Raw genomic sequence first — 23,523 nt, 5'->3', positions numbered from 1 at the left:
AGATCAATCGGGCTATGAAGGATGAAAAAACCGCATGTCGGGCGCGCTCGAGGCGGACCGCGAATGGAAGTGACCTAGCGTCGGCACATTCCATGCGGGAAGCTGTCGATGAATGCTGGTGTCATGCAACGCCTCCCTGTGTTCGATCTGGAGTGTTAGATCTGAGCGGTGAGCGTTATGTAGCGGAGCAATTCGCCATTGCCAAGCGGATTTTTACAACCCTGCAGACAGTGATGCGGAAACGACACAGCTTATGAGCTTGCATCGTGCGGTATCCGTTTGTCTGTGGCTGCGCGTAGACACTGCCAAGCCCTGCGCCCGTCAATAGCTGCACGAGCGAGCGTTGCCGGGTCTGAATCCACCGGCGCAAGCCGGGTTCCTGGATGTATCCAGCTGATATTGAAAATCCTCCCTGTGGTGCCGCGCAGGCGAGGTGCAGGAAGACGCGATGGCGGAGAGGCCGATCAGCACTCCGGCTACGGCCAATCTCATAAATCGGCTCATCTGCATCTCCCTCGGGTTGATCCGCGCGCGCAATCTATCATGGCGGCGCATGCAATTGCGAGGAGAGCTGGACGCGATGACGTGCGCCTGATGACACGCGATTGCACATTTTATGTCCGGCCGATCCGGCTGTGCTATTCTGTCGTTATGGAAGTAGTTGCACTGTGTTTGCTGGCGAACCAAACCTGATTTGTCTTGAATTACTCAAGCTTTTTCAGTAATATAATCCCATAAAAAAGTAATATAAATGGGAGGATACTATGCCAGAAGCTCGGTTCGAGCCGGTTTTTCTTCGTCGCCAGCATTTCGTCGCTGAGATCACGAGTCTCGACGAAATCTTCGATTTTCTGGAGGAGTGGCCGCAGGACAAACGAGGTTTGGCATATGAAACGCTGCTGAAGGCATGCAGGGATACGGCGAGCGGCCGTTTCCCGCTGAACGCGGCGCGGGAGAATTTCCGGCGGTTTCTGAAGATGTCGGGCGTGCTGGCAAAGGCCGAGGGCGCGACGAAATTCGAGCCGCTGATGAGCGATCATCCGATCGGCAATGCCTGATCATAAGCGCACAGCCGCGGCCGAAACGAGACGGGTTCGGCCGCCGCGAGATAATCGGCGGTGCGCTGATGCATGTCGCCCGGAAATGTGCAGCTGTTCCGGGCGACATGCATAAAAACAAAGGGCTAATGCATATCGCCCGGAAGTGTGAAGCGGTTCCGGGACAACGATATGCATAAAAACAAAGGGCTAATGCATATCGCCCGGAAGTGTGAAGCGGTTCCGGGACAACGATATGCATAAAACATAGAGCTAAAGCGCGTCGCATGAATCAAATTGGATGCGACGCGCTTTAGCTCAGGTGCCGGCCGGCGTTGCTCCAGTCGCATCGGAAAACCAGCATCGGCTTGGAAAATCCCTTGAGCCGGCGGCGCGTCGCGTGGGCGAAGACATCGGTCGCGCCATATTCCCGGAAAATATTCTCCGACACCAGGATCTGGTCGCTGGCGGCTGCCGCGCAGAGGCGGGCCGCCAGTTGCACGGTCGAGCCGAAGAGGTCGTTGCTGTCCTCGACCGGCTCGCCGCAATCGAGCCCGATGCGGATATGGATCGGCTGGGCATTGTTGCCGCCGTTGTAATGTTGGAACTCCTGCTGGATCGCCATGGCGCATTCGACAGCTGCCGTTGTCACCGCGAAAGCCGCCATGATGCCGTCGCCGGTGTGCTTGACTTCGCGGCCTGAATTCTTGCCGAGGCATCGGCGCACGATTGCGTCATGGGCCCGGACCAGCTCTGTCCCCATACGATCGCCGAGGCGCGCCGTCATCTCGGTCGAGCCGACGATATCGGTAAAGAGGATCGCCCGGTGGCCGGGATCCATTTGCGGCGACGACTGGCCGGGCGCCGGATCAGGGTCATTGATGCGGCCGAGAAAGGCCTCGACCGCCGACAGAGCCACTTCGACGATCTCATTGGCGACAAAGCCGTGCGCCTCGCGATGCACACATTGGACGGTTTCCATATCGGGCGCATCCACCAGGCAGAAGGCCGTCCCGCGCCGCTCGTCGAACCAGTAGGTGAGGAACTTGACGCCGTATCGATCCTGAATGTCGATATCCATGCGATGCGCCTGGGCAACCTCGGCGGGCGAGGTACCTTCGAGATAGTGCCGGTCCATGAAGATGGGCATCGCGCGTCCTCCCAGATCCGCCGCGTGCAAGAAACGGTATTGTACGATCCGAATGCCTCCCCGTCCACCTTCGGGACAATCAACGATGCGTTCGTGGCGCTGCGTTGCTTCCGGAAAGGGAGTGCGTTGCTGCATCTTCGGCAGAATATGCAAGAAAATAGCCAGTTTTAACGAGTAGGCCCGGTGCGCTAAGTCTGATATTTACCATAATCTGTCATTTAATGACTGATTGCAGGGTTTCCGGACCCCCTCGAGAGGCTTCAGGCGTTTTCCCGTTCTCAGGCCTCACCCGCCGGATCCTGGTTGGAGAGACATGTCTGTCGCGGTTATGATTGGCCAAGATCGAAAAGCCGCCGCCAACGGCACGCAACTTGCATATTATCGATTAGCTCGCCGAAATCAGGAAAAGCTGTAGCAAAGTGAGACAGAGGGCACATTTTCGACCGGTCGGCCTGGCCTCGATGGGGCTCGGGCACTATGCCGTTATCAACTCTGTGTGGGATGCCGCGCGCACGCTCCTCCATGACTGGCCGGTCGACGACGGCGAGGAATATTTCGAAGCCGTCAAAGCCTGCCTGGATGCGATCATCGGTGATCTGCCGCCGGATCATGTGCGGGCAGCCTTCGTCAGGGCTGCGCAGGAGGCGGGCATCGCCGTCATAGAAGCCGCCGACTGAACAGCGGCCGCATCTCCATCTCCGTTTTCTCCCGTTTCCACGTGAAGGTCCCGCGGCGCTTGACTTCTGCGGGCAAGGGTCTAAATTAGAACAGAACAGGAACACTGGAGATGGTCATGACACATACGGAACAGGTGATCGCCAACGCCCTGGCCCTCGTCGAAGCCTCCCGCGCGGCCCGCGAGCGGGATCAACAGCGTCGCGCCGCCTGGCAGAAAAAGGTCGAACTCAGCCGGCCGCTGCCGCCCTTGCCGCGGCCGGTCCAATTGCCGCTGGCGTTGAACTGATGCAGCCGGCAAAGTCATTCAGCCCCGATCCGGCTTGCTCCAACCCGGCTTGGCCCGATCCCGCATGGGAAGTGGAAGCCGTGCTTGCCTGGCATGACGACGATGCCAAGGCGGCGATCCGCACTCTGCTCGACGACTGCAGGCATCTGCGCCGGCAACTGGCGCTGGCAGAAAGCGTGATGAGCCGCGGAATGGCCCGCGGCTGGACACCGCGATACGAACGCGACGCACTCTGAAACGGGCCTGCCCGTGATATCAGTGACGATATCGGTAATGGCGCCGAGGAAGCGAAAAAGGGCGGCTGATCGAACCCGCAGAGAAGGCGGCGGGCATCCGAGGGTGTAGAATGTCCGCCGCGCCACCTTGGAACTGCAAGTTTGGTTCTGACCTGGAAGACTCTAGTCGACCGGCGTCACACGCGTCCAAAAGGCGTTGAACACGATCGAATCGAAGAAGGCCGAGGCACGGACGATTCGGCCGTCGCGCATGTCGAGAAACCAGGCATAGGTGTTTGCGTAGGGCTCTCCGTCGCGGGCGACGCCACGGGCGTCGAAAAAGACGATCACAGTGTCGCCGTCGACATATACGTTGCGCATCGCCGGCTTCAGCGGTGCCTTCATTCGGGCGTTAAACGGGCGGATCACCTCACGCAGGAATGCCTCGCGGCTGGGATAGGTCTTCGATGCCAGCGAATAGCCCTCGATTGTCCAGCGGGCGTCGTCGGCGAGGAGATCATAAGGACTGCCTGTACCGGCCGCCCAGGCTTCGAATCCAGCCTCGACGGCTACCTTGTTGCGGCGTTCGGTTTCAGTCAGAGACTGCGCTGCGGCGCGCGCTTCGAGCCCGCCCAGAGCAAGGATGGCGACAGCGATGCCGAGGGTTGCGTTGAAGAGGCGCCTGGCCCGAGATTGCGGCCGGCAGACTTTTGCCGTTGCAGTGTAGGACATGGTTTTCTCCAGAGGGTAGATTAGTGGGCGACACCCGCTAGCCGGGTGCCGCTTGCGGCGCTCGCCGCCAGCAATCTGCTTAGATCTGGTTTTCCCAGGCTCTCAGCTGATGCTCCTTCAGCATGTCCTCGATGACCTTCGGAACGACGTTGCGGAACCTGCCGGTGTCGGCCGGAACGACTTCGATCATCCGATCGATCATTTCCTTCGGGTCCATCTTGCCTTCGGGCGTTGCGAAGAAATCATCGAAACCCTTCCGCAGATCTGCGCGCTTGGTGAAGTTCCTGCTGTCATCCAGCCAGCGGAACGGATTGTCCGCCATCGTCTCGTTGTAGCCGGTGTAGTAGGCGCCCGGGTTGATCGTCTGGATCTTGATGCCATAAGGGGCGAGCTCCTGCTGCAGCGCTTCGGCGATCGATTCCAACGCGTGCTTGGTGGAGACATAGGTGCCCCAGTTGGCCGGAGTGAAGAGGCCTCCCATCGAGGATGTGAAGACCACTTTGCCCTTCTTGCCTTCGCGCACCCATCTCTGGACGACGCCCTGAGTCAGTACCAGCGGCAGGAAGACGTTGATTTCGTAATTCTTGCGAACAAGCTCGATCGGGATTTCCCAAACCGGGCCGGCTTCGCCCATGCCGGCATTGTTCCAAAGAACGTCGAAATCCCAGCCCAGCGCCTGCTTGACGTCGTAGGGATCGGTGAGGTCGAGACGCTCGACACGGACGTTCTTGAGGCCGAGGGCGGCGACCTCCTCACGCAGCGGCGTAACCTGCGAGGAAACCTGCGTGGTCGCAATGATGCTGTGGCCGTTCCTGGCCATGCCGATGGCGGCGCCCTTGCCGAAGCCGGAGCCTGCGCCAGTGATCAAAATGGTCTTGGTCATGAGACATTCCTTTCGATGGTTCGGGTTGGTCGAAATCAAGTCTTGGCACAGCATCACGCGACGGCCGCAGCCGCTGCCTGCGCGATTTCGAGATCCTGTGGAACCGCTCCGCCGGAAACGCCAACGGCGCCGATCACCGTGCCGTCGCCGGCAAAGAGCGAGATGCCGCCGGCAAAGGGAGTTAGGCCGCCATTGGACAGTTCGAGGGCATGGGCGGGAGCGCCTGGCTTGCAATATTCCCAGACGGCCTCGCTTGTCGTTTGAAACAATACGGCCGTCCGGGCTTTGCCCATAGCGAGGTCGATCGAGCCGAGCACTGCGCCGTCCATTCGGCCAAACGCCTTGAGATGCGCTCCGGCGTCCAAGACCGCGATATTGACCGGCACACCGATCTCATTAGCCCGCGCCTCACCTGCGGCGATGACCCTGCGAGCTTCGTCAATGGTAATCATCTCCTGTCTCCTCCTTTCAGTTCGGGGGCTAGCGCTCCCCGCTCGATGAGACAGGTGTATGGGCGGAACCGGTTGGCAGTATTTTCAGTTCTTGCTGCGCTATGCGCAAATCTTGCGCTCCGGCGTGCCGGCATGCGCGAACCGAGAACTATCTCCGATAGGCGGAACCCGCTAACCGGTGAAGAGCGCGCGGTATTGGCCGGGCGTCAAACCGGTCATCTTCCGGAAGACCCGGGTGAAATTCGCCTGCGAGCCGAAGCCGGTATCGAGCGCGATCTCCACGAGCGAGGACCGTGCGAGCCGCAGCTTTTCCTTGGCCGCTTCGATCCGTCGCTCGGTGACGTAGCGATGCGGCGTCAGGCCGGTAGCCTTGCGAAACATGCGGGCAAAATGAAACGGGCTGAGGCAAGCCTCCGCGGCAAGGTCATCCAGCGAGATTTCCGCTGCGATGCGGGCTTCAATGAAATCGAAGACGCGTTGCAGCCTTTTTGGGTCCACGGTCGGCGCCCGTGCGGCGGGTTGCCAGCAAACAGACGAATAGGTGCCGAGCAGGTGCGCCGCCAGCGCCATCTGAAGGCCGTCGAGAAAGAGTCGGTCAGTAGGCTCGAGGCGTCTGTTCAACAAGCCCCGAAAGAGCTGACCGATCTGCAGCACCGTGGGGTCGGGGACGCCTCCGGCATAGGCGAGCTGCACCTTGGCCGGTTCGATGTCGAAATTTGAAAGCGCGCTCTCACCGACGAGCGACGGCGGTAGGAAGATGTGCAGGGACTCGGGCATGGTACCCACAATCTCTACGCCGCTCTCATGGACACCCGCCGGACATATCCAAGCGACACCGGGGCGAGCAATCGCCTCCCGCCTGTGGCCGTCGCCGGTCCACCTGATCTTCGACTGACCCGAGAGCAGCACGGCTATTTCCGTGCATTCCAGTGTAAGGTCGACCTGCCAGCCCGGATCGAAATGCCTGAGTTCGACCTGCAGCGATGAGCAATCAACAAGACCGCCCACTCGCTCGCTGGTCCGATACTTTCTGTCCCCTTGCGATTCCACGAAAGTCATGTCGCATCCACGCCGTGACGATAGGAGAAAAATTCGAATTGTTCAGTCTCGGCGGGCCGGTTACGCTGCCGTCAATCTGCAATCATCTTTGATCTATTAAATGAATAGCCAGGCGCGCCGCATTGCTGTGGCCGGTATTACGATAAGGATTTTTGGCTAAATTTCAGGGGAGCGCAAGTCTCATGACACGACGCGATACCGCATCCCTTATGCGGCTTTCGGACGTCGGACGAAAGTCCGCCAAAGTCGCAGGTGTTCAAGCGAAGTTGAGGCAATGAATCGCGGCAGCCTTGCGCCGGCGTGTCCGCAATGGTTTGGTAGCGTCCTGCATTCGCAACACTTTCCGGTGATTCCCGATGTTCGATATTCTATTGCGTGGCCTGGCGATCGGCGCCGGCGCAACCATCCTCATGGACTTGTGGGCAATTGTGCTCGCCAAGGTCTTCGGCCAGCCGCCGGCCAACTGGGCGCCGGTCGGCCGCTGGTTCTGGCATCTTCCCCGCGGCAAGGTCTTTCACGAAAACATCGCCGATGCCGAGCCCTATGCCCGGGAATTGGCGCTCGGCTGGATCAGCCACTACGCCGTCGGCATTCTCTATGGCGTGATCTTCGCGATCATCATGGGGCAGGGTTGGCTTGCTACACCGACATTTCTCCCCGCCTGGATCTTCGGCATCATCACCGTCGGGGCAGGGTGGTTCCTGCTGCAGCCCGGCCTCGGTCTCGGCTGGGCGGCTTCCAGACATCCGAAGCCGATGAAGGTCCGGTGCTTTAATCTGCTTGCGCATACTGTGTTTGCGCTGGGGCTATTTGGGACGGCGTTGATCATTCGCTAAGCCAAAAACCCCTCCCCAAAAGGGGGAGGGACTATGCTGTGGCGTCCGGCGGCGACCGAAAGCAGAGGCCTTGCTGGCTGTGACCGTTCGACGGATTGATACGGTAGAGTTTATGTGAAGCGGTGCGGCGTCTTAGTCCCTCCCCCTTGTGGGGAGGGGTTGGGGAGGGGTCTTTTGGTTCTCCGCGAAAGGCCCTATCTCACCGCGCCGCCCAGTTCGCGCCGCGGCGGAAGATCGTCTTCATCTCCGGCACGTCGAACTCCTTGGCCTGATGGCCGAGCGAGGAATAGAAGACGCGGCCCTTGCCGTATTTGCGCTTCCAGACGACAGGCATGACGACGCCGTCGATCCAGTAGGCGTGCTCGCCGGTGAACTTCGTTGTCGCCAGAACCTCGTTCGAGGGGTCGACATGCATGTAATATTGCTCCGACCTATAGGGGAAATCGGAAATCCCCTCCATCAGCGGATCGTCCGGCCGGGTGATGTTGACGGTATAGTCGATGATGTTGCCGGGATGGGCAACCCACTGGCCGCCGATGATGAACTGGTAGTCGACGGAGTCGCGGAAGGCGTCGCCCGCACCGCCGTGATAGCCGGCAATGCCGACGCCGCTCTCGATCGCCGCGGCGAGGTTCTTGACCTCCTCCTTCTCGATCTTCGACATCGTCATGATCGGCACGACCAGGCTGAGATCATGGACCGAAGGGTCGGCAAGCGCCTCGGTGCCATGTTCGAGATAGACCTTGAAGCCGTCCTCCTCGAGCATGGTCTTGATGATTTCGGCGCATTCCTGCGGCTCGTGGCCGCTCCAGCCGCCCCAGACGATCAGTGCTTCACGCATAGTCATTCCTCCTGAAATTATTTCGCCAGCCGTCCGTCGACGATCGAATCCGACAAGGGGGCAGGGCGCTCCGTCGCCGTGGTGATGGTGACCGTCCGGCCGGTTTCGGCGGCGGTATGGAAGGCCTCCATGACTTCGAGCACATGCAGCGCCAGATCGCCATTGGCCCGGTGCGGCCGGTTGGAGCGGATCGCATGCGCCATATCGGCGACACCGAGCGACCGGTAATTGCCCTCGGCATAGGGGGATGTGACCGGCTGGTCCTCGAAAGCGCCGCCCTTCTTCAGATATTCCACCGGGCCGCCGAATTTGTTCGGATCGGGCACGATCAGCGTGCCCTCGGTGCCGTAGACTTCGAGCGGCACATGCTTGTGACCGGCGACATCGAAGCTCATGGCGATCTGGACGACGGCGCCGCCCGCAAAGGCCATCATGCCGGCGACATGGGTCGGCACATGCACGGGAATACGCTCACCGTTGCGCGGCTCGCTGGTGATCAGCCGTTCGGCCCGCGGCGTCGTCGCAAAGCCGGCAACCTGCGCGACCGGCCCGAGAAGATTGACGAGATCGGTGATGTAATAGGGACCCATGTCGAGCATCGGCCCGCCGCCGACCTCGTAATAGAAGGCCGGGTTCGGATGCCAGCGCTCATGGCCGGGGCACATGAAGGTGGCCGAACCGCCGACCGGCTGGCCGATGACGCCCTGGTCGATCAGGGCACGCGCCGTCTGATGGCCGCCGCCGAGGAAGGTGTCGGGCGCCGCGCCGATGCGCAGATTGCGGGCACGCGCCGCTTCGGCCAATTTTTTCCCTTCAGCGAAATTAATCCCGAGCGGCTTTTCCGAATAGGTATGTTTGCCGGCTTCGAGCGCCTGCAGCGCAACAGCGACATGGGCTTTCGGGATCGTCAGATTGACGATGATCTCGACCTTGGGGTCGGCAAACAGCTCCTCGACGGTTTTTGCTGGGACGTTGAATTCGGCCGCCTTGGCTTCCGCCAGTTCCCGGTTCAGGTCGGCGACGCCGCGGATGTCGAGAATGGGAAAGGAAGCCATCGCCGTGAGATAGGCGCCCGAAATATTGCCGCATCCGATGATGCCGATACCGACTTTGTCCATGAATTCCTCCATCTGATGGTGATTGTGCGCCCGTCAGAGGGCCGGCCCCGTGGTGCTCCAGGGCGATTCGTAGAGTTCGTAGAGCGCCACGGCGGCGGCACCTTGCGCCCAGAAATCATCGCTCGAATCGTCGAAGACGAGTTCGCTCACCCCCTTCAGCGAGGGCGGAATGGCGAGCGCGTAGGCGTCACGCAGGCTGTTCAAAAAGGGTTCGCCGAGCGCAAGGCTCGAGCCGACAAGGATGACGCGCGGCGGCGCAAATAGCGTGACGATATTGGCGATGGTCAGCCCCACCGCTTCGCCGGCACGGATGGCAGCGCCGATCAGCCGATCGTCATCGGCCTTGATCAACGCCTGGGCATGGGTCATGCCGCGTCCGAGCCGGATCGCTTCGGCAAAACGCCCGTCGGCCTGCTGTTCGCCGAGGATGGCGGTTTCGCCGGCCTGGCTGAAGAGCCGCACCACGCCATGCGGCCCCATGCCGAGCACGAGGTCGCCGAGATTGTGGCTGAGGCCGCCGGCGCCGCGAAACAGGCTGTTGCCGTGCAGCACGCCGAGACCCAGCGTCTGCTCCAATGAAATCAACACCATATCCTCGAGATCGCGCGCTTTGCCGAACCAGTGATGACCAAGAGTGATGGCATGCGCGTCGCTTTCGACGATGGTCGGCGTTGCGAGCCGCGTCGACATCTCGGCGGCGAAATCGACATTGGTGTCGCGGAAGATCGGGCTGCTTCTGATGTAACCCGTGCGGTGCTCGATGACGCCGGGAAAGCCGAGGCAGATGCTGTCGACATCTTCGAGTGACAGTCCGGCATCGACGACGCAGCGCCGCACACCGTCCTCGACGAGATCGGCGATGACGCCGATCGGCTGCCGGTCGATCCGGATCGGCAAAGCGAGCTTCGACAGCACGTCACCGCGGAAATTGGTGACGACGAAGACCATCCGATTGGCGGCGATCTTGCCGCCGACGACGCGGGCGGCATCGGGATTGAGTTCCAGCGCCACACGCGGCCTGCCGCGCACCGCCTCATTGCGGATGTCGCCTTCGTGGCGCGGCAGGATCAGCCCATCGTCGAGCAGCGAGGCGGTAATGGCGGAAACGGTGGTGGTGGAAAGCTCGGTGCGTTCGCTGATCTCGATGCGCGAGATCGGACCATGGCGGCGGATGGTATCGAGCACGTTCAAGCGGTTGATCGCGCGCATCAATTCTGGGTCTGCAGTCTTCATGAAAATTAGCCGGCGGTCGTTTCGTTGGGCGGAAGTCAATATTTTTAACGGGTTACGAAATAAATAGCAGGCAATTCCTGGGGCCTGTCAAGCGCATTTGATAAAAGTAGAGGCAGTCGGGTTGACATCGGGCCAAAGCTCCGTTGAATTATTCCGCATAGGGGAAAAATTGTGAGGATAGGTCCCCTGGGAGGAAAATCATGAATTTTATGCTGAAGAACGCCGCTTTCGGCGGCAGGCGCACCGTATCCATGGCCGCTGCGGCCGGCCTGTTGCTGGCGGGAGCGGGTGCTGCCTCGGCGACGACGGTGGTCAAATGGCTGCATCTCGAGCTCGATCCGAAAAACGTCGCGGCTTGGGAGGACATCGTCAAGAAATACGAAGCCCAGCATCCCGACGTCGACATTCAGATGCAGTTTCTCGAAAACGAAGCCTTCAAGGCCAAGCTTCCGACGCTGTTGCAGTCCGACGACGTGCCGGATTTCTTTTATAGCTGGGGCGGCGGGGTGTTGAAGCAGCAGTCCGAGACCGGCGCGTTGCAGGATGTGACAGCGGCGCTTGATGCCGATGGCGGCAAACTGCGCAACGCCTATACGCCGGCATCGGTCAACGGCCTGACTTTCGACGGCAAGACCTGGGCTATCCCCTATAAGGTCGGCCTGGTCAGCTTCTTCTACAACAAGGCGCTGTTTGCCAAGGCAGGCGTCAAAGCCGAGGATATCAAGAGCTGGGCTGATTTTCTCGATACGGTGAAGAAGATCAAGGCGGCCGGCATCGTGCCGATTGCGGGCGGCGGCGGTGAGAAATGGCCGATCCATTTCTACTGGAGCTATCTCGTCATGCGCGAGGGCGGCCAGAAGGTCTTCGAAGCAGCCAAGAACGGCGAGGGCGAAGGCTTCCTCGATCCTGCCATCATCAAGGCCGGTGACGATCTCGCCGAACTCGGCAAGCTCGAACCGTTCCAGCCCGGCTATCTCGGCGCCACATGGCCGCAGACGCTCGGCGTCTTTGGTGACGGCAAGGCTGCAATGATCCTCGGCTTCGAAAACACCGAAGCCAACCAGCGCAAGAATGCCGGTGACGGCAAGGGGCTGGCGACCGACAATATCGGCCGTTTCGCCTTCCCGGCGGTCGAGGGTGGCGCCGGCAAGCCGACCGATACGCTCGGCGGTTTGAACGGCTGGGCCGTCACCAAGAAGGCCTCCAAGGAAGCGATTGACTTCCTCGCCTTCCTGACGAACGCGGAGAATGAGCGGGCAATGGCCAAGGCCGGCATGCTTCTGCCCGTTGCCGTCGGCGCCGGCGATGGCGTCACAAGTCCGCTGCTTGCCGAATCGGCCAAGCAGCTTGCGGGTTCGACCTGGCACCAGAACTTCTTTGACCAGGACCTCGGCGCTGCCGTCGGCCGTGTCGTCAACGACGTGTCGGTGGAAATCGTCTCCGGCCAGATGAATTCCAAGGACGGCGCCCAGATGATCCAGGACGCTTTCGAGCTGGAACAATAACCAGCGCCCGCAGAGCCTTCCCGGCGCTCCTGCCAAAACGGAGCGCCGGCATTGCTGCCGACGAACGAAAGCAGGATCCATGGCCAATATTTCAGTCCCCTCGATGACATCGGCTGCAAGGCCGGCCCGACGAGCCGCAAACCGGAAAAGCTCGGTCGCTCACGACCGGCTGGCCGTGCTGTTGCTCTTCCTGCCGCCGGCACTGCTGCTGTTCACGCTCTTCGTCATCATGCCGATGGGCGAGGCGGCCTGGTACAGCCTCTATAAATGGAACGGCTACGGCACGCCGACCGAGTTCATCGGCCTGCGCAATTTCCAGGTACTGTTCCGAAATGCGGCTTTCACCCAGGCGCTGGTCAATAACGGGCTGATCATTGTCATCTCGATCTGCATCCAGGTGCCGCTCGCCATCTGGCTTGCCACGATGCTCGCCCACCGCATTCCCGGCGTCGTCGGCTATCGCCTGATCTTCTTCCTGCCCTATGTGCTGGCAGACGTAGCCGCCGGCCTGATCTGGCGCTTCGTCTATGACGGCGATTACGGCCTGTTTGCCGCCATTTCCAACTTCTTCGGCTTCGCCAATCCTTATGTGCTCGCCGACAAGGACGTGGCGATCTACGCCGTGCTCGGCGTCGTCGTCTGGAAATATTTCGGCTTTCACATGATGCTCTTCATCGCCGGCCTGCAATCGGTCGACAAGAGCGTGCTGGAAGCGGCCGAAATCGACGGCGCCACCGGCTGGCAGAAATTCCGCTATGTCACCCTGCCGCTGCTCGGCTCGACCTTGCGCCTGTCGATCTTCTTCGCCGTCGTCGGCTCGCTGCAGCTCTTCGACATGATCATGCCGCTGACCGGCGGCGGCCCGTCCAACTCCACCCAGACGATGGTCACCTTTCTCTACACCTATGGCGTCATGCGCATGCAGGTCGGCTTGGGTAGCGCCGTCGGCGTCGTGCTCTTCATCATCTGCGTGACGCTCGCCTTCGGTTACAAAAGGATCTTCATGCGCCATGACTGATATGAGCTCTTCCATCCGCATGCGCACATCGACCCGCATCTATCTCTATGTGTCGCTTAGCCTGATTGCCGCCATCGTACTGATCCCGCTGTTGACGACGGCGCTCGGCGGCTTCAAGACGCTGGGCGATTTGCGCACCAACCCCTTCGGCCTGCCGACGGAATGGCAGTGGACGAATTACACCGATATCCTCTTCGGCGAGCGTTACTGGCTGCAGATCGGCAATTCGCTTGTCATCGCAGCACTCACCGTGCTGCTGACCCTGATCGTCTCGTCGATGGCGGCCTTCGCCTTTGCCCATGTCCGCTTCTTCGGCTCGTCCTTCCTGCTCAATTATTTTCTGCTCGGCCTGATGTTTCCGGCGGCAACCGCGATCCTGCCGCTATTCATCCGCATTCGCGATCTCGGCTTGCTGAACACCTATTGGGGCGTGGTGCTGCCGCAAGTGGCCTTCGGGCTCGGCATGAGCATCCTGTTGTTCCGGAACTATTTCCGCAACCTTCCGGAAGAATTGTTTCAGGCGGCCTTCGTCGACGGCTGCGGTTATCTCCGCTTCTTCTGGCATATCTCGCTGCCGCTATCCCGGCCGATCGTTGCCACCGTCAGCATCATCTCCTTCGTCGGCAGTTGGAACAGCTACATCCTGCCGCTGATCATGCTGAACTCGGAATCGAAATATCCCTGGCCGCTCGGCATCATGGTCTATCGCGGCGAATACGGCACGGAGTGGCAGCTGGTGCTGGCCTTCATCACCCTGACCATCCTTCCGACAATCATCGTCTTTTTCGTCGCCCAGCGGCACATCATCGCCGGCCTGACCGCCGGCGCCGTCAAGTCCTGAGCCGAACTATTGGAGCTGCAATCATGGCATCCGTTTCACTGCACGATGTAAGCAAGGCCTATGGCGCCGTCGACGTCATCCACGGCATTTCGCTTCATATCGAGGATGGCGAATTCGTCGCCCTGGTCGGCCCGTCCGGCTGCGGAAAATCGACGCTGCTGCGGATGATCGCCGGCTTGGAGGAGATCACCGACGGTGAGATCGCGATCGGCGGCAATGTCGTCAACGGCATGACGCCGCGCGAGCGGAATATCGCCATGGTTTTCCAGTCCTACGCGCTTTATCCGCATATGACGGTCGCCGAAAACATGGGCTTCAACCTCAAACTCGCCGGCGTTCAGAAGCCTGAGATCGAGGCCCGCGTCACGGAGGCCGCCCGTATGCTCGATCTCGCCCAGCTGCTCGACCGCAAGCCGGCCCAGCTTTCCGGCGGCCAGCGCCAGCGTGTCGCCATGGGCCGCGCCATCGTGCGCAATCCTGCTGTCTTCCTGTTCGACGAGCCGCTTTCCAACCTCGATGCTAAACTCCGCGTGCAGATGCGTTCGGAGATCAAGACGCTGCACCAGAAGGTGAAGACCACCTCGATCTATGTCACCCACGACCAGATCGAGGCGATGACGCTCGCTGACCGCATCGTCGTGCTCAATCAGGGCAGGGTGGAGCAGTCGGGCACCCCGCTCGAACTTTACAAGAAGCCGGCCAACCTCTTCGTCGCCGCATTCATCGGCTCGCCGGCGATGAACATGCTCGACGGTATCGTCGACGGTGAAAACGGCGCGCCCGCCGCCCGCCTCGAAGACGGCACGGCGATCCGCCTTGCCCCCGACCGCAGGGTCAGACCCGGCCAGGCCATCACCATCGGCCTGCGCCCGGAACATCTCGTTCCCGGCATATCGGCCGGCACACCGCTCGCCGGCCGCACCATGCTGGTGGAGCCGACCGGCGCCCAGACCCATGTGGTCTTCGATCTCGCCGGCCAGCAGGTCACGGCAATCGTCGACGGCGAATATCCCGCCCGCTACGGCGCCGTCTTCGAGGCAAGCATCGCCAGCGACCAGGTGCATGTCTTCGACCGCGGCAGCGGGGTGGCGCTGTAGGCGAGGAGTAGTCTGCGGGGATCGGAGAGGGTGCGGCAATTCCTCTTCTCCTCTCGGGGGGGAAGGTGCCGGCAGGCGGATGAGGGGGCGGAACGGCACCCCCTCACGCAAATTCGATTCCGGCACGCCGACGGAAATGTTGGGCCCAGCACCCCGCGCATGGTCGAGATGAGCCGGAGGAGAGACCGGCATCGCCGGCCCCCTCATCCGCCCTACGGGCACCTTCTCCCCGGGGGGAGAAGAGGGAATCGAGGGGGCGCGGCAGATACTCCCGCCGTCCTCCGTCGGCGATTACTCCGCCGCAATCCGAGAGACGCCGTTGGCCTGCACGATCTTCTCCAGCAGCGCCAGTTCCTCCTGGGTCAGATCCGTCAAGGGCGGCCGCACGGGGCCCGGGTTCTGGCCAAGGACGCGAAGCCCCGCCTTGATGATTGAGACGGCATAGCCCTTCTTGCGGTTGCGCAGGGCGACGAAGGGGAAGAAGAAGCTCTTGAGGATCTCGTCGACCGTCGCCTGGTCGCCGGTGCGCAAGGCGCCGTAAAAGCGCTGGGCGAGGGCGGGGACGAAGTTGAAGACGGCGGAGGAATAGGTGGTCACGCCGGCGGCGAAATACGCTTGCGCATAAACCTCATGGGTCGGCATGCCGCCGACATAGACCAGGCGGTCGCCAAGCAGGGTGGTGATCTCGATGACCTTGTCGACATCGCCGACGCCGTCCTTGAAGCCGATCAGGTTCGGGCATTCCTCGGCAAGCCGGGCGATGCTGTCGGCCGTCAGCACGGCGTTGTCGCGGTTATAGACGATGACGCCGATGCCGACCGATTGGCAAACCGCCTTGACATGGGCGATCAGGCCGGCCTGTTCGGCAAACATCAGATAGGGCGGCAGCAGCAGCAGCCCGTCGGCCCCGGCCTTTTCGGCCGTCTGTGCGATCTCGATGGCGAGCGACGTGCCGTAGCCGGTTCCCGAGATGATCGGCGTCTTGCCGGCCGAGGCCTTGGCGGCGCGGACGACCTGAGGGATTTCGGCGGGGTTGAGGGAGAAGAACTCGCCAGTGCCGCCGGCGGCAAACAAAGCGGCGGCGTCATAACCGGCAAGCCACTCGACATGACGGCGATATTTCGCCTCGTCGAATTTCAGCTGGTCGTCGAAATGGGTGACCGGAAACGAGAGCAGACCACTGCCGACAGCCTTCTTCAATTCAATGGGGTTCATCATCAAGTCCTATTCCTTACGTGTTGAAAAATTGGCCGCCTCAGGCGCTCTCGAGCACTTGCAGAAGTGCGGCGATATAGCCGTAGCAGAAGGCGAATGCGGTGGCGGACGGATCCTTACCGCTGACGGTTGGCACATGGTCGGGCATCAGCATGTATTTGAAACCGACTTCCTTGTAGATCCGGGCCGAGCGGACCATGTCCATGTCGCCTTCGTCGGGGAAGGTCTCCATGAAGGAAAGCTTGCCGCCGCGAATATTGCGGAAGTGGACGTTGAAGATCTTGTCGCGCTGACCAAACCAGCGAATGACGTCATCGATCTCCTCGCCGGGATTTTCGAGCATCTCGCCGATCGATCCCTGGCAGAAATTCAGGCCGTGATAGGGATTTTCGCGCATCAGCACGAACTTCTTCAGGCCTTCCACCGTGCCGAGCACGCGAGTGACGCCGCGATAGCCGGGCGGCGTATAGGGATCGTGCGGATGGCAGGCGAGCCGGACGCGATTGCTTTCGGCGACCGGCACGACCCGTTCGAGGAAATAATCGATCCGTTCCCAGTTGTCGTCCTCGGAGAGTACGCCGGCAAGACCGGGTGCGGCCTGCTGGTCGGTCTTTTCCCAGCGGAAGCTGGCATTCATCGAGCCGCCGCGCCCCGGCTCATCCGGGGTGCGGGGAATGCCGATCAGGTTGAGATTGTATTTCACCGCCGGAATGCCCGCCTTCGCGACATTTTCGATCGTTGTGCAGACGGCATCGATCTGCCGATCGCGCTCGGGACCGGCGAGCAGAATATCGGGATAAGACGCCTTCTCGATCGGCTGCGAGGGCAGGGGCAGCTGGATCATGTCGAGGATCAGGCCGAAGCTTTCGACCTTGTCGCGGTGACGCTCGATGTCGGCAAGCGTCCAGCTGCTCGGCCTGCCCGGCGGATCGGCGCTGATATGCTTCACGCCCAATTGCGCGAAGATCCGATAGTCGTCATCGTCGCGCGCCGCCACCTGTGTTCCCAGATACATCAGAGACCTCTCAAAATTCAGCAATGTCATATGACATAATATGAATTTTGGAGTGTGTCGAGCCCTATTGCTGCTCCGCAAGCATTCGATAGCGCCTTTGGCTCGCCATCAGATGAGCCCGCATCGCCTGGCGGGCACGGTCCGGATCCTGATCGGCAATCGCCGAGAGGATTTCCACATGTTCGGCATAGACCTTTTGCAGATAGTCGCGGTCATTGGCTTCGGGAAGCGTCGGGAATTGGCCGCGGGGGATGGCGCGGGGGCCGAAATGGCGCAGCACGTCGACATAAAATCGGTTGTTGGTGGCCGCGGCGATCGCCATGTGGAAAGCATAATCCGCCTCGACGGTATGCTGCCCGCTCTCGATCAGCTGCGCCATTTTGCGGTTGGCCTCGCGGATCGCGGCCTCCTGCTCGGCGGTGCGGCGATAGGCGGCAATTGCCGCCGCTTCGCCCTCTGTCGCCATGCGAAACTCCAGCAATTCAAGGGTTTCCGGAATGCTTTTGATTTCCACCGGCGTCAACGACATCGCCGAATGAACCTTCGGATCCGCGACGAAAACGCCTTTGCCCTGGATCGGCCGGACGAAACCCGCAGCCCTCAGATCGGCGATCGCCTCGCGCACCACGGTGCGGCTGACGCCGAAGCTCGATTCGAGCTGCGGCTCGGTCGGCAACTGGTCGCCGACGCGTAATTTTCCCGTTTCGATTTGTGCGCGCAGCTGATCGATGACCTGCTGCGCCAGTCTTTGCCGCCCACGGCCGAGTGTCGTCATTCCTTATTCCCCAGTTCCTTCGCCTCAAGTCTTCCGCACGGCTCTTGCAAATCGTTTTGGACTTCGGTAAATCATAATACGACATACGGACGACATAATATGTCTATTATAGTAATCTAGGGAGGAGTGACAATGAAGCATTTTTCTAAAGGCCTGTTCGTCGGCGCCGTCATCGGCGCGCTGACGATCGCTGCGCCGCTCTCGCACGCCGCCACGCCGAGGGATCAGCTGGTGATCGGCACATCGCTGGCCCAGGTCCTGTCGCTCGATCCGCATCAGGCGACCGAGGGCAAGGCGGTCGAGATCATGTCGAATCTCTACGACCGGCTGGTCAACAGCACGCCTGATGGCAAGATCGCGCCGCAGCTGGCCGAAAGCTGGAAGGTCGATGACAAGGGCATCACCTTCACCCTGCGTCAGGCCAATTTCGCCTCCGGCAATCCGGTGACCTCGAAGGATGTCGTCTATTCGCTGGGACGGCTTTTGAAGCTCGACCAGGCGGCCGCCGCCAACCTCAAGCGCATCGGCTACGATAAGACCAATGTCGACAAGCTCGTCACATCAGTCGACGACAAGACCGTGCGCATCGATTTTTCCGGCCAGGTGACGGCCGAAATGCTGCTCTACCGCTTGACGACCTCGACCACCAGCGTTGTCGACAGCGTCGAGGTTGAGAAGCACGTCACCGACAATGATTACGGTAATGCCTGGATGCGCACGCATTCGGCCGGTTCAGGTCCGTTCACCCTCAATCGCTGGTCGCCGAACGAACTCGTCATCCTCGATGCCAACAAGGATTACGTCACCGGCGCACCGAAGATGAAGCGCGTTATCGTCCGGCATGTTCCCGAAAGCCAGGTCGAGCGGCTGATGCTCGAGCGCGGCGACATCGATATCGCCAGCGCGCTGACCGCAGCCGATCTCGCGACCTTTAAGGACAAAAAGGGCTTTACCATCCAGCGCATCCCGACAGGCGGATTCTACGTGTTGTCGATGAATGCCGGCAACCAGTACCTGTCCAACCCGAAGGTCCGCGAGGCGATCGCCTACGGCATCGATTACAAGGGCATCGAGAAGACCATCATGGGTCCTTACGGGCGGGCGAGAACCGTTCCCGTGCCGGAGAACTTCGAATATGCGATCCCGAGCCCCGATTGGCATCTCGATGTCGAGAAGTCCAAGCAGCTGCTGGCTGAAGCAGGCTACAAGGACGGCTTCTCGCTGACGCTGAAGACGATCGCGCAGACGCCGCGCATCGATCTTGCCACCGCCATCCAGGCATCGCTTGCCCAGGTCGGCATCAAGGTCGATATCCAGCAGGGCAACGGTTCGGAAATCATCGCCGCCCACCGCGCGCGGGATTTCGATCTGCTGATCCCGCAGACCAGCGCCTATATGCCGAATGTGCTCGGCTCGATGGAGCAGTTCTCATCGAACCCGGACAATTCGAAGGAAGCCAACAATGCCGGCAACTTCGTCTGGCGTTCGGCCTGGGACATTCCGGAACTGACGTCTTTGACGGCCAAGGCCTCGATGGAGCCGGACCCGAAGAAGCGCGGCGAACTCTATGTTCAGATGCAGAACATGTTCGTCGAACAGAAGCCGGCGGTGCTGCCGATGTTCGAGCGCTTCGAGCCGATCGTTCTGTCGAGCAAGGTTGAGGGTTATATCGGCCATCCGACGCAGCTGACGCGCCTCGAGAACGTCACGAAGTCTGAAACCCAGTAATACTCCCGAGGCAGCCGATCATGAAGGAACTCTCCGTAGCCGAATTTGGCCGACGCCTCGCGCATCTGCTGGTCAGCCTGTTCATCCTCTTGTGTGTGACCTTCGTGATCGGCCGCGTCCTGCCCACGGATCCCGTCGGCGCCGTCGTCGGCGAACTCGCCGATCCCGCCGCCTATGCGGCGATGCGGACGCGCCTGGGGCTGGATCTGCCGATCTATCAGCAGTTCTTCCTCTATCTGAACGGGCTCGCCCATGGTGATTTCGGCACGGCTGTGCTCACCGGCAATCCCGTCTCTTCGGACCTCGCTCAGGCCTTTCCCGCGACATTCGAACTTGCGACGCTGGCGGTGATCATTTCGACCTTCGTCGGCGTGCCGCTCGGCCTGGTCGCAGCGCTGTTTCGCGACAGCCCGATCGACAAGATCGTCCGGGTTGTCGCCCTCGTCGGCCATTCGATCCCGGTCTTCTGGTTCGGCATCGTGGGGCTGGTCATCTTCTATGCCGGCCTGAACTGGGTCGGCGGGCCGGGCAGGGTCGATGTCTTCTACGAGGGGCTGGTCACACCGCAGACCGGCCTGCTGCTGGTCGACAGCCTGCTGCAAGGCGAGACGGAAATCTTCTGGAATGCGCTCGGTCATATCATCCTGCCGGCCTTCATCCTGGCTTACGCCGCCATAGCCTACATCACCCGCATGACCCGCAGCTTCACCCTGGAGCAGCTGAGCCAGGATTATGTCATTGCCGCCCGTGCCAAGGGCGTCAGCCCGACCGGCACGGTTCTGCGCCATGTCCTGCCGAATATCGCAGTGCAGCTGATCACCATCCTTGCCATTTCTTATGGCGGGCTGCTCGAAGGCGCCGTCGTCACCGAGATCGTCTTCTCCTGGCCGGGCATCGGCCAATATATGACGAACGCGCTGATGATCGGCGACATGAACGCCATTGTCGCAGCCACCATCATCGTGGGATTCATCTTCATGTTCCTGAACTTCCTGGCCGACGTCGCCTACGCCCTGCTCGATCCGCGCATGCGGGAGGCGACCCGATGAGCGACGCCGTCCACAGCGAGATCCGAATCCGCCCGCCGAGCATGCCGAACCGCGTTGCCGCCTCCTTCGGGCGCGCCGGCCGCAAACTGGCCGACGAGCCGCTCGGTCTTGCCGGCTTCGTCATTCTCGGCCTGCTCTGCATCGTCGCGATCTTCGCGCCGCTTCTGGCGCCCTACGATCCGACGATCCAGGCGCTTGGCGATGCCTTGCAGCCTCCGAGCCTTGCGCATCTGGCCGGCACCGACGAATTCGGCCGCGATATCCTGAGCCGCCTGATCTTCGGCACGCGCATCACGATCCAGACGGTGCTGTCGGTGTCCTTGATCGTCGGCCCGATCGGCCTGCTGATCGGCATCGTCGCCGGTTTCTTCGGCGGCAACACCGATGCCTTCCTGATGCGCGCCACCGATATCGTGCTCTCTTTCCCCTCGCTGATCCTGGCGCTTGCCTTTGCCGCCGCGCTCGGCGCCGGTCTCGGCACGGCAATCATCGCAATCTCGCTGACGGCCTGGCCGCCGATCGCAAGGCTTGCCCGCGCCGAAGCGCTGGTCGTCAGAAATGCAGATTATGTGGTCGCCGCCCGCCTTTACGGCGCTTCGCCGCTGCGCATCCTGCTGCTCTATATCGCGCCCATGTGCATTCCATCGGTGATCGTCCGCCTGACCCTCAATATGGCGGGCATCATCCTGACAGCGGCCTCGCTCGGCTTTCTCGGCCTCGGTGCACAGCCGCCGGCGCCCGAATGGGGCGCGATGATCTCCAACGGCCGCAAGTTCATGCTCGATTACTGGTGGGTCGCGGTCATGCCGGGCATCGCCATCCTGCTGACCAGCCTTGCCTTCAACATCGCCGGAGATGCTCTGCGCGACATTCTGGATCCCCGCCATGCAAGGTCGTGAAATGAAAGATCGTGATCTTCACCCCGTTCTGTCGGTCAAGGACCTGAGCGTCCGCTTCGGACGGGGCGCCGTGCCCGCCGTCTCCAATGTCAGTTTCGACGTCGGACGCGAACGCGTCGGCATCGTCGGCGAATCCGGTTCCGGCAAGTCGACGACGGGGCGCGCCGTCATGCGCCTGCTGCCCCCGGCCGCGGTGGTCGCCGCTGAGCGCCTCGATCTTGCCGGCAGTTCGCTGCTTGCCAAGACCGAACGTCAGATGGGTGCGCTCCGCGGCAAGGATATCGCGCTGATCATGCAGGATCCGCGTTATTCACTGAACCCGGTCTTGTCGATCGGCAAGCAGATCGCCGAAGCCGCCCGTCTTCATCTCGGCCTTCGCGGCAACCGGGCGCAGGATGCTGTCCGCGCCATGCTCGAGCGCGTGCGCATCACCGATCCCGACCGGGTCATGGCGCTTTATCCCCACCAGATCTCCGGCGGCATGGGCCAGCGCGTTATGATCGCCATGATGCTGCTGGCGCGGCCGAAACTCGTCATCGCTGACGAGCCGACCTCGGCGCTCGATGTCAGCGTGCGAAAGGATGTGCTGCTGCTGCTCGATGAACTGGTGCGCGAGAACAATTCCGGCCTGCTTTTGATCAGCCACGACATCCGCATGGTCGCGGCCTTCTGCGAGCGCATCATCGTCATGTATGCCGGACGCATCGTCGAGACGCTGACCAGTCTCGAAGCGGCACGCCATCCCTATACGCGCGGGCTGATATCGGCGCTGCCCGACCCGAAAAACCCCGTCCGCCGGCTTGCGGTTCTCGACCGGGCGAAACTCGATTTGGAGGCGGCGCAATGATCAATGTGCGTGATCTCGATGTCGTCTTTTCCTCCGGCAAATCAAGCAACCATGTCGTCAGGGGCATCAGCTTTCAGGTCAGCCCGGGCGAGACGCTGGGCATCGTCGGCGAATCCGGCTGCGGCAAATCGACGGTGCTGCGTTGCCTCGCCGGCATGGAGGCCGGTTGGACCGGTCAGATCGAGCTTGGCGGCAAACCGATCGGCAAGAAGCGCTCCCGCGAGGAACTGACGTCGGCCCAGATGGTGTTTCAGGATCCTTACGGCTCGCTGCATCCCCGCCATCGCATCGGCACCGCGCTTGCCGAGCCGCTGCGTGCCATGCGCCATTCCGATATCTGGTCGAAGGTCGAAAGGGCCCTGATCCAGGTGGGACTGCCGGCAAGCTTTGCAAACCGGTTTCCACATGAGCTTTCCGGCGGCCAGCGGCAGCGCGTAGCGATCGCCCGGGCGCTGATCCTGTCACCGCCCATCCTGCTGCTGGACGAGCCGACATCGGCGCTCGACGTTTCCGTCCAGGCCGAAATCCTCAACCTGCTTGCCGATCAGCGCGAGGAAAAGGGACTGACCTATCTGCTCGTCAGCCACGACCTCGCGGTGATCGCCCATATGTGCGACCGGGTGCTGATCATGAAGAATGGCGGCTTCGTCGACGAACTCACCAAGGCGGATCTGCAGGCCGGCACCACCCACGATGCCTATGCGCGCGAGCTGTTCGAGGCGAGCTTCATCGAGGCCTGATAACCTCTGCCTCTTGCCGTTGCTGTCCGGTTCGCACTGATGGCTCTTGCCCCTCACTCTCCCCGTTAAAACGGGGCGAGGGGGACGTGCCATGCGAGAGGTGGACGAGGGACGGAGAGGTCGCGGCATGTCCCTTCGCCCCGTTTACGGGGAGAGCGACTGTCTTTTTTGTCAAGCGTTTTGCCATGGTCGTCCGTCCCTGATGATGGCATTGAGGATAGTGAGCAGCTTGCGCATGGTGGCGACGGTTGCGACGATCTTGGGCTTGCCGGCC

25 protein-coding genes and 1 pseudogene are annotated in these 23,523 nt (G+C 61.3%); 14 read left to right on the top strand and 12 right to left on the bottom strand.

All coding sequences use genetic code 11. The annotated features are described in order from the left end of the window. The first annotated feature begins 764 nt into the window (after window positions 1-764). The gene (locus K6M89_RS12920; protein WP_097579221.1) at window positions 765-1,058 is read left to right on the top strand and encodes a DUF982 domain-containing protein; all 294 of its coding nucleotides are present in this window, start codon (window positions 765-767) and stop codon (window positions 1,056-1,058) included. Between the two features lie 292 nt (window positions 1,059-1,350). Here K6M89_RS12920 and K6M89_RS12915 read toward each other — a convergent pair whose 3' ends face one another. After that, complete coding sequence (locus K6M89_RS12915) at window positions 1,351-2,187, bottom strand: nickel-binding protein (protein ID WP_097579222.1); 837 nt, start codon at window positions 2,185-2,187, stop codon at window positions 1,351-1,353. 419 nt (window positions 2,188-2,606) lie between these two features. Between K6M89_RS12915 and K6M89_RS12910 the strand changes: the two genes are divergently transcribed. The 3 genes from K6M89_RS12910 (at window position 2,607) to K6M89_RS12900 (ending at window position 3,387) form a co-directional block, all read left to right on the top strand. Next, on the top strand, window positions 2,607-2,864 hold the full coding sequence (locus K6M89_RS12910) for a DUF982 domain-containing protein (protein ID WP_038688810.1): 258 nt from the start codon (window positions 2,607-2,609) through the stop codon (window positions 2,862-2,864). Between the two features lie 116 nt (window positions 2,865-2,980). Further along, window positions 2,981-3,151 (top strand): hypothetical protein, encoded by a 171-nt coding sequence (locus tag K6M89_RS12905; protein ID WP_164517744.1) that lies wholly within the window; start codon window positions 2,981-2,983, stop codon window positions 3,149-3,151. After that, window positions 3,151-3,387, top strand: a complete 237-nt coding sequence (locus K6M89_RS12900; RefSeq protein ID WP_097579223.1) for a hypothetical protein — start codon at window positions 3,151-3,153, stop codon at window positions 3,385-3,387. Before K6M89_RS12905 ends, K6M89_RS12900 begins: the two co-directional genes overlap by 1 nt. A gap of 162 nt (window positions 3,388-3,549) precedes the next feature. Here the strand turns inward: K6M89_RS12900 and K6M89_RS12895 are convergent, their stop codons facing one another. From K6M89_RS12895 to K6M89_RS12880, 4 genes are all read right to left on the bottom strand, one after another. Further along, on the bottom strand, window positions 3,550-4,098 hold the full coding sequence (locus tag K6M89_RS12895) for a nuclear transport factor 2 family protein (protein WP_222139713.1): 549 nt from the start codon (window positions 4,096-4,098) through the stop codon (window positions 3,550-3,552). A gap of 79 nt (window positions 4,099-4,177) precedes the next feature. Further along, complete coding sequence (locus K6M89_RS12890; RefSeq protein ID WP_097579391.1) at window positions 4,178-4,981, bottom strand: SDR family oxidoreductase; 804 nt, start codon at window positions 4,979-4,981, stop codon at window positions 4,178-4,180. Window positions 4,982-5,034: 53 nt separating this feature from the next. Further along, window positions 5,035-5,433 carry a GlcG/HbpS family heme-binding protein gene (locus K6M89_RS12885; RefSeq protein WP_097579225.1) on the bottom strand — a complete coding sequence of 133 codons (399 nt, stop codon included), beginning with the start codon at window positions 5,431-5,433 and terminating at the stop codon, window positions 5,035-5,037. A gap of 171 nt (window positions 5,434-5,604) precedes the next feature. Then, complete coding sequence (locus tag K6M89_RS12880) at window positions 5,605-6,492, bottom strand: AraC family transcriptional regulator (RefSeq protein ID WP_222139712.1); 888 nt, start codon at window positions 6,490-6,492, stop codon at window positions 5,605-5,607. A gap of 356 nt (window positions 6,493-6,848) precedes the next feature. Here K6M89_RS12880 and K6M89_RS12875 point away from each other — a divergent pair, with 356 nt between their 5' ends. Then, window positions 6,849-7,328 carry a DUF2938 domain-containing protein gene (locus tag K6M89_RS12875; RefSeq protein WP_097579227.1) on the top strand — a complete coding sequence of 160 codons (480 nt, stop codon included), beginning with the start codon at window positions 6,849-6,851 and terminating at the stop codon, window positions 7,326-7,328. A 199-nt stretch (window positions 7,329-7,527) separates the two neighbouring features. Here the strand turns inward: K6M89_RS12875 and K6M89_RS12870 are convergent, their stop codons facing one another. Genes K6M89_RS12870 through K6M89_RS12860 form a run of 3 tightly spaced genes read right to left on the bottom strand, consistent with a single transcriptional unit; the run spans window position 7,528 to window position 10,520 of the window. Next, a complete protein-coding gene (locus K6M89_RS12870; protein WP_097579228.1) occupies window positions 7,528-8,169 on the bottom strand; it encodes a ThuA domain-containing protein in 642 nt (213 codons plus the stop codon). A 17-nt stretch (window positions 8,170-8,186) separates the two neighbouring features. Further along, complete coding sequence (locus K6M89_RS12865) at window positions 8,187-9,287, bottom strand: Gfo/Idh/MocA family protein (protein WP_222139711.1); 1,101 nt, start codon at window positions 9,285-9,287, stop codon at window positions 8,187-8,189. 33 nt (window positions 9,288-9,320) lie between these two features. Continuing rightward, a complete protein-coding gene (locus tag K6M89_RS12860; RefSeq protein WP_222139710.1) occupies window positions 9,321-10,520 on the bottom strand; it encodes an ROK family transcriptional regulator in 1,200 nt (399 codons plus the stop codon). A 200-nt stretch (window positions 10,521-10,720) separates the two neighbouring features. Between K6M89_RS12860 and K6M89_RS12855 the strand changes: the two genes are divergently transcribed. The 4 genes from K6M89_RS12855 to K6M89_RS12840 all read left to right on the top strand — a co-directional run bounded on the left by K6M89_RS12855 (window position 10,721) and on the right by K6M89_RS12840 (window position 14,981). Then, window positions 10,721-12,025 carry an ABC transporter substrate-binding protein gene (locus tag K6M89_RS12855; RefSeq protein ID WP_222139709.1) on the top strand — a complete coding sequence of 435 codons (1,305 nt, stop codon included), beginning with the start codon at window positions 10,721-10,723 and terminating at the stop codon, window positions 12,023-12,025. A gap of 79 nt (window positions 12,026-12,104) precedes the next feature. Further along, window positions 12,105-13,043, top strand: coding sequence for a carbohydrate ABC transporter permease (locus tag K6M89_RS12850; RefSeq protein WP_222139708.1), 939 nt, complete (start codon window positions 12,105-12,107; stop codon window positions 13,041-13,043). Next, a complete protein-coding gene (locus tag K6M89_RS12845) occupies window positions 13,036-13,884 on the top strand; it encodes a carbohydrate ABC transporter permease (RefSeq protein WP_038688829.1) in 849 nt (282 codons plus the stop codon). The genes K6M89_RS12850 and K6M89_RS12845 overlap by 8 nt, the downstream gene beginning before the upstream one ends. Window positions 13,885-13,907: 23 nt before the next feature. After that, a complete protein-coding gene (locus K6M89_RS12840; protein ID WP_222139707.1) occupies window positions 13,908-14,981 on the top strand; it encodes an ABC transporter ATP-binding protein in 1,074 nt (357 codons plus the stop codon). A gap of 291 nt (window positions 14,982-15,272) precedes the next feature. On the opposite strand, the gene kdgD is transcribed toward K6M89_RS12840, so the two are convergent. From kdgD to K6M89_RS12825, 3 genes are all read right to left on the bottom strand, one after another. Then, a complete protein-coding gene (gene kdgD / locus K6M89_RS12835; protein WP_222139706.1) occupies window positions 15,273-16,199 on the bottom strand; it encodes a 5-dehydro-4-deoxyglucarate dehydratase in 927 nt (308 codons plus the stop codon). A 37-nt stretch (window positions 16,200-16,236) separates the two neighbouring features. After that, window positions 16,237-17,211: a mannonate dehydratase gene (locus K6M89_RS12830; protein ID WP_222139705.1), complete on the bottom strand. Its 975-nt coding sequence runs from the start codon at window positions 17,209-17,211 to the stop codon at window positions 16,237-16,239. A gap of 64 nt (window positions 17,212-17,275) precedes the next feature. After that, window positions 17,276-17,986: a FadR/GntR family transcriptional regulator gene (locus K6M89_RS12825; protein ID WP_222139704.1), complete on the bottom strand. Its 711-nt coding sequence runs from the start codon at window positions 17,984-17,986 to the stop codon at window positions 17,276-17,278. Window positions 17,987-18,118: 132 nt separating this feature from the next. Here K6M89_RS12825 and K6M89_RS12820 point away from each other — a divergent pair, with 132 nt between their 5' ends. From K6M89_RS12820 to K6M89_RS12800, 5 genes are read left to right on the top strand one after another with little or no spacing between them, the layout of a single operon-like run. Next, the gene (locus K6M89_RS12820) at window positions 18,119-19,714 is read left to right on the top strand and encodes an ABC transporter substrate-binding protein (protein ID WP_097579236.1); all 1,596 of its coding nucleotides are present in this window, start codon (window positions 18,119-18,121) and stop codon (window positions 19,712-19,714) included. A gap of 20 nt (window positions 19,715-19,734) precedes the next feature. Continuing rightward, window positions 19,735-20,763, top strand: coding sequence for an ABC transporter permease (locus tag K6M89_RS12815; protein WP_222139703.1), 1,029 nt, complete (start codon window positions 19,735-19,737; stop codon window positions 20,761-20,763). Beyond that, complete coding sequence (locus K6M89_RS12810; protein WP_222139702.1) at window positions 20,760-21,662, top strand: ABC transporter permease; 903 nt, start codon at window positions 20,760-20,762, stop codon at window positions 21,660-21,662. The genes K6M89_RS12815 and K6M89_RS12810 overlap by 4 nt, the downstream gene beginning before the upstream one ends. 1 nt (window position 21,663) lies before the next feature. Then, a complete protein-coding gene (locus K6M89_RS12805) occupies window positions 21,664-22,509 on the top strand; it encodes an ABC transporter ATP-binding protein (RefSeq protein WP_222139701.1) in 846 nt (281 codons plus the stop codon). Beyond that, window positions 22,506-23,249 (top strand): ABC transporter ATP-binding protein, encoded by a 744-nt coding sequence (locus K6M89_RS12800; RefSeq protein ID WP_222139700.1) that lies wholly within the window; start codon window positions 22,506-22,508, stop codon window positions 23,247-23,249. The genes K6M89_RS12805 and K6M89_RS12800 overlap by 4 nt, the downstream gene beginning before the upstream one ends. A gap of 171 nt (window positions 23,250-23,420) precedes the next feature. Here K6M89_RS12800 and K6M89_RS12795 read toward each other — a convergent pair. Further along, a pseudogene (locus K6M89_RS12795) lies at window positions 23,421-23,523 on the bottom strand (IS110 family transposase); the annotation flags it as partial.

The organism is Rhizobium croatiense (genome assembly GCF_019793465.1).
Taxonomy (GTDB): Bacteria; Pseudomonadota; Alphaproteobacteria; order Rhizobiales; family Rhizobiaceae; genus Rhizobium; species Rhizobium croatiense.
This window is presented reverse-complemented; position numbering and strand designations above follow the sequence as displayed.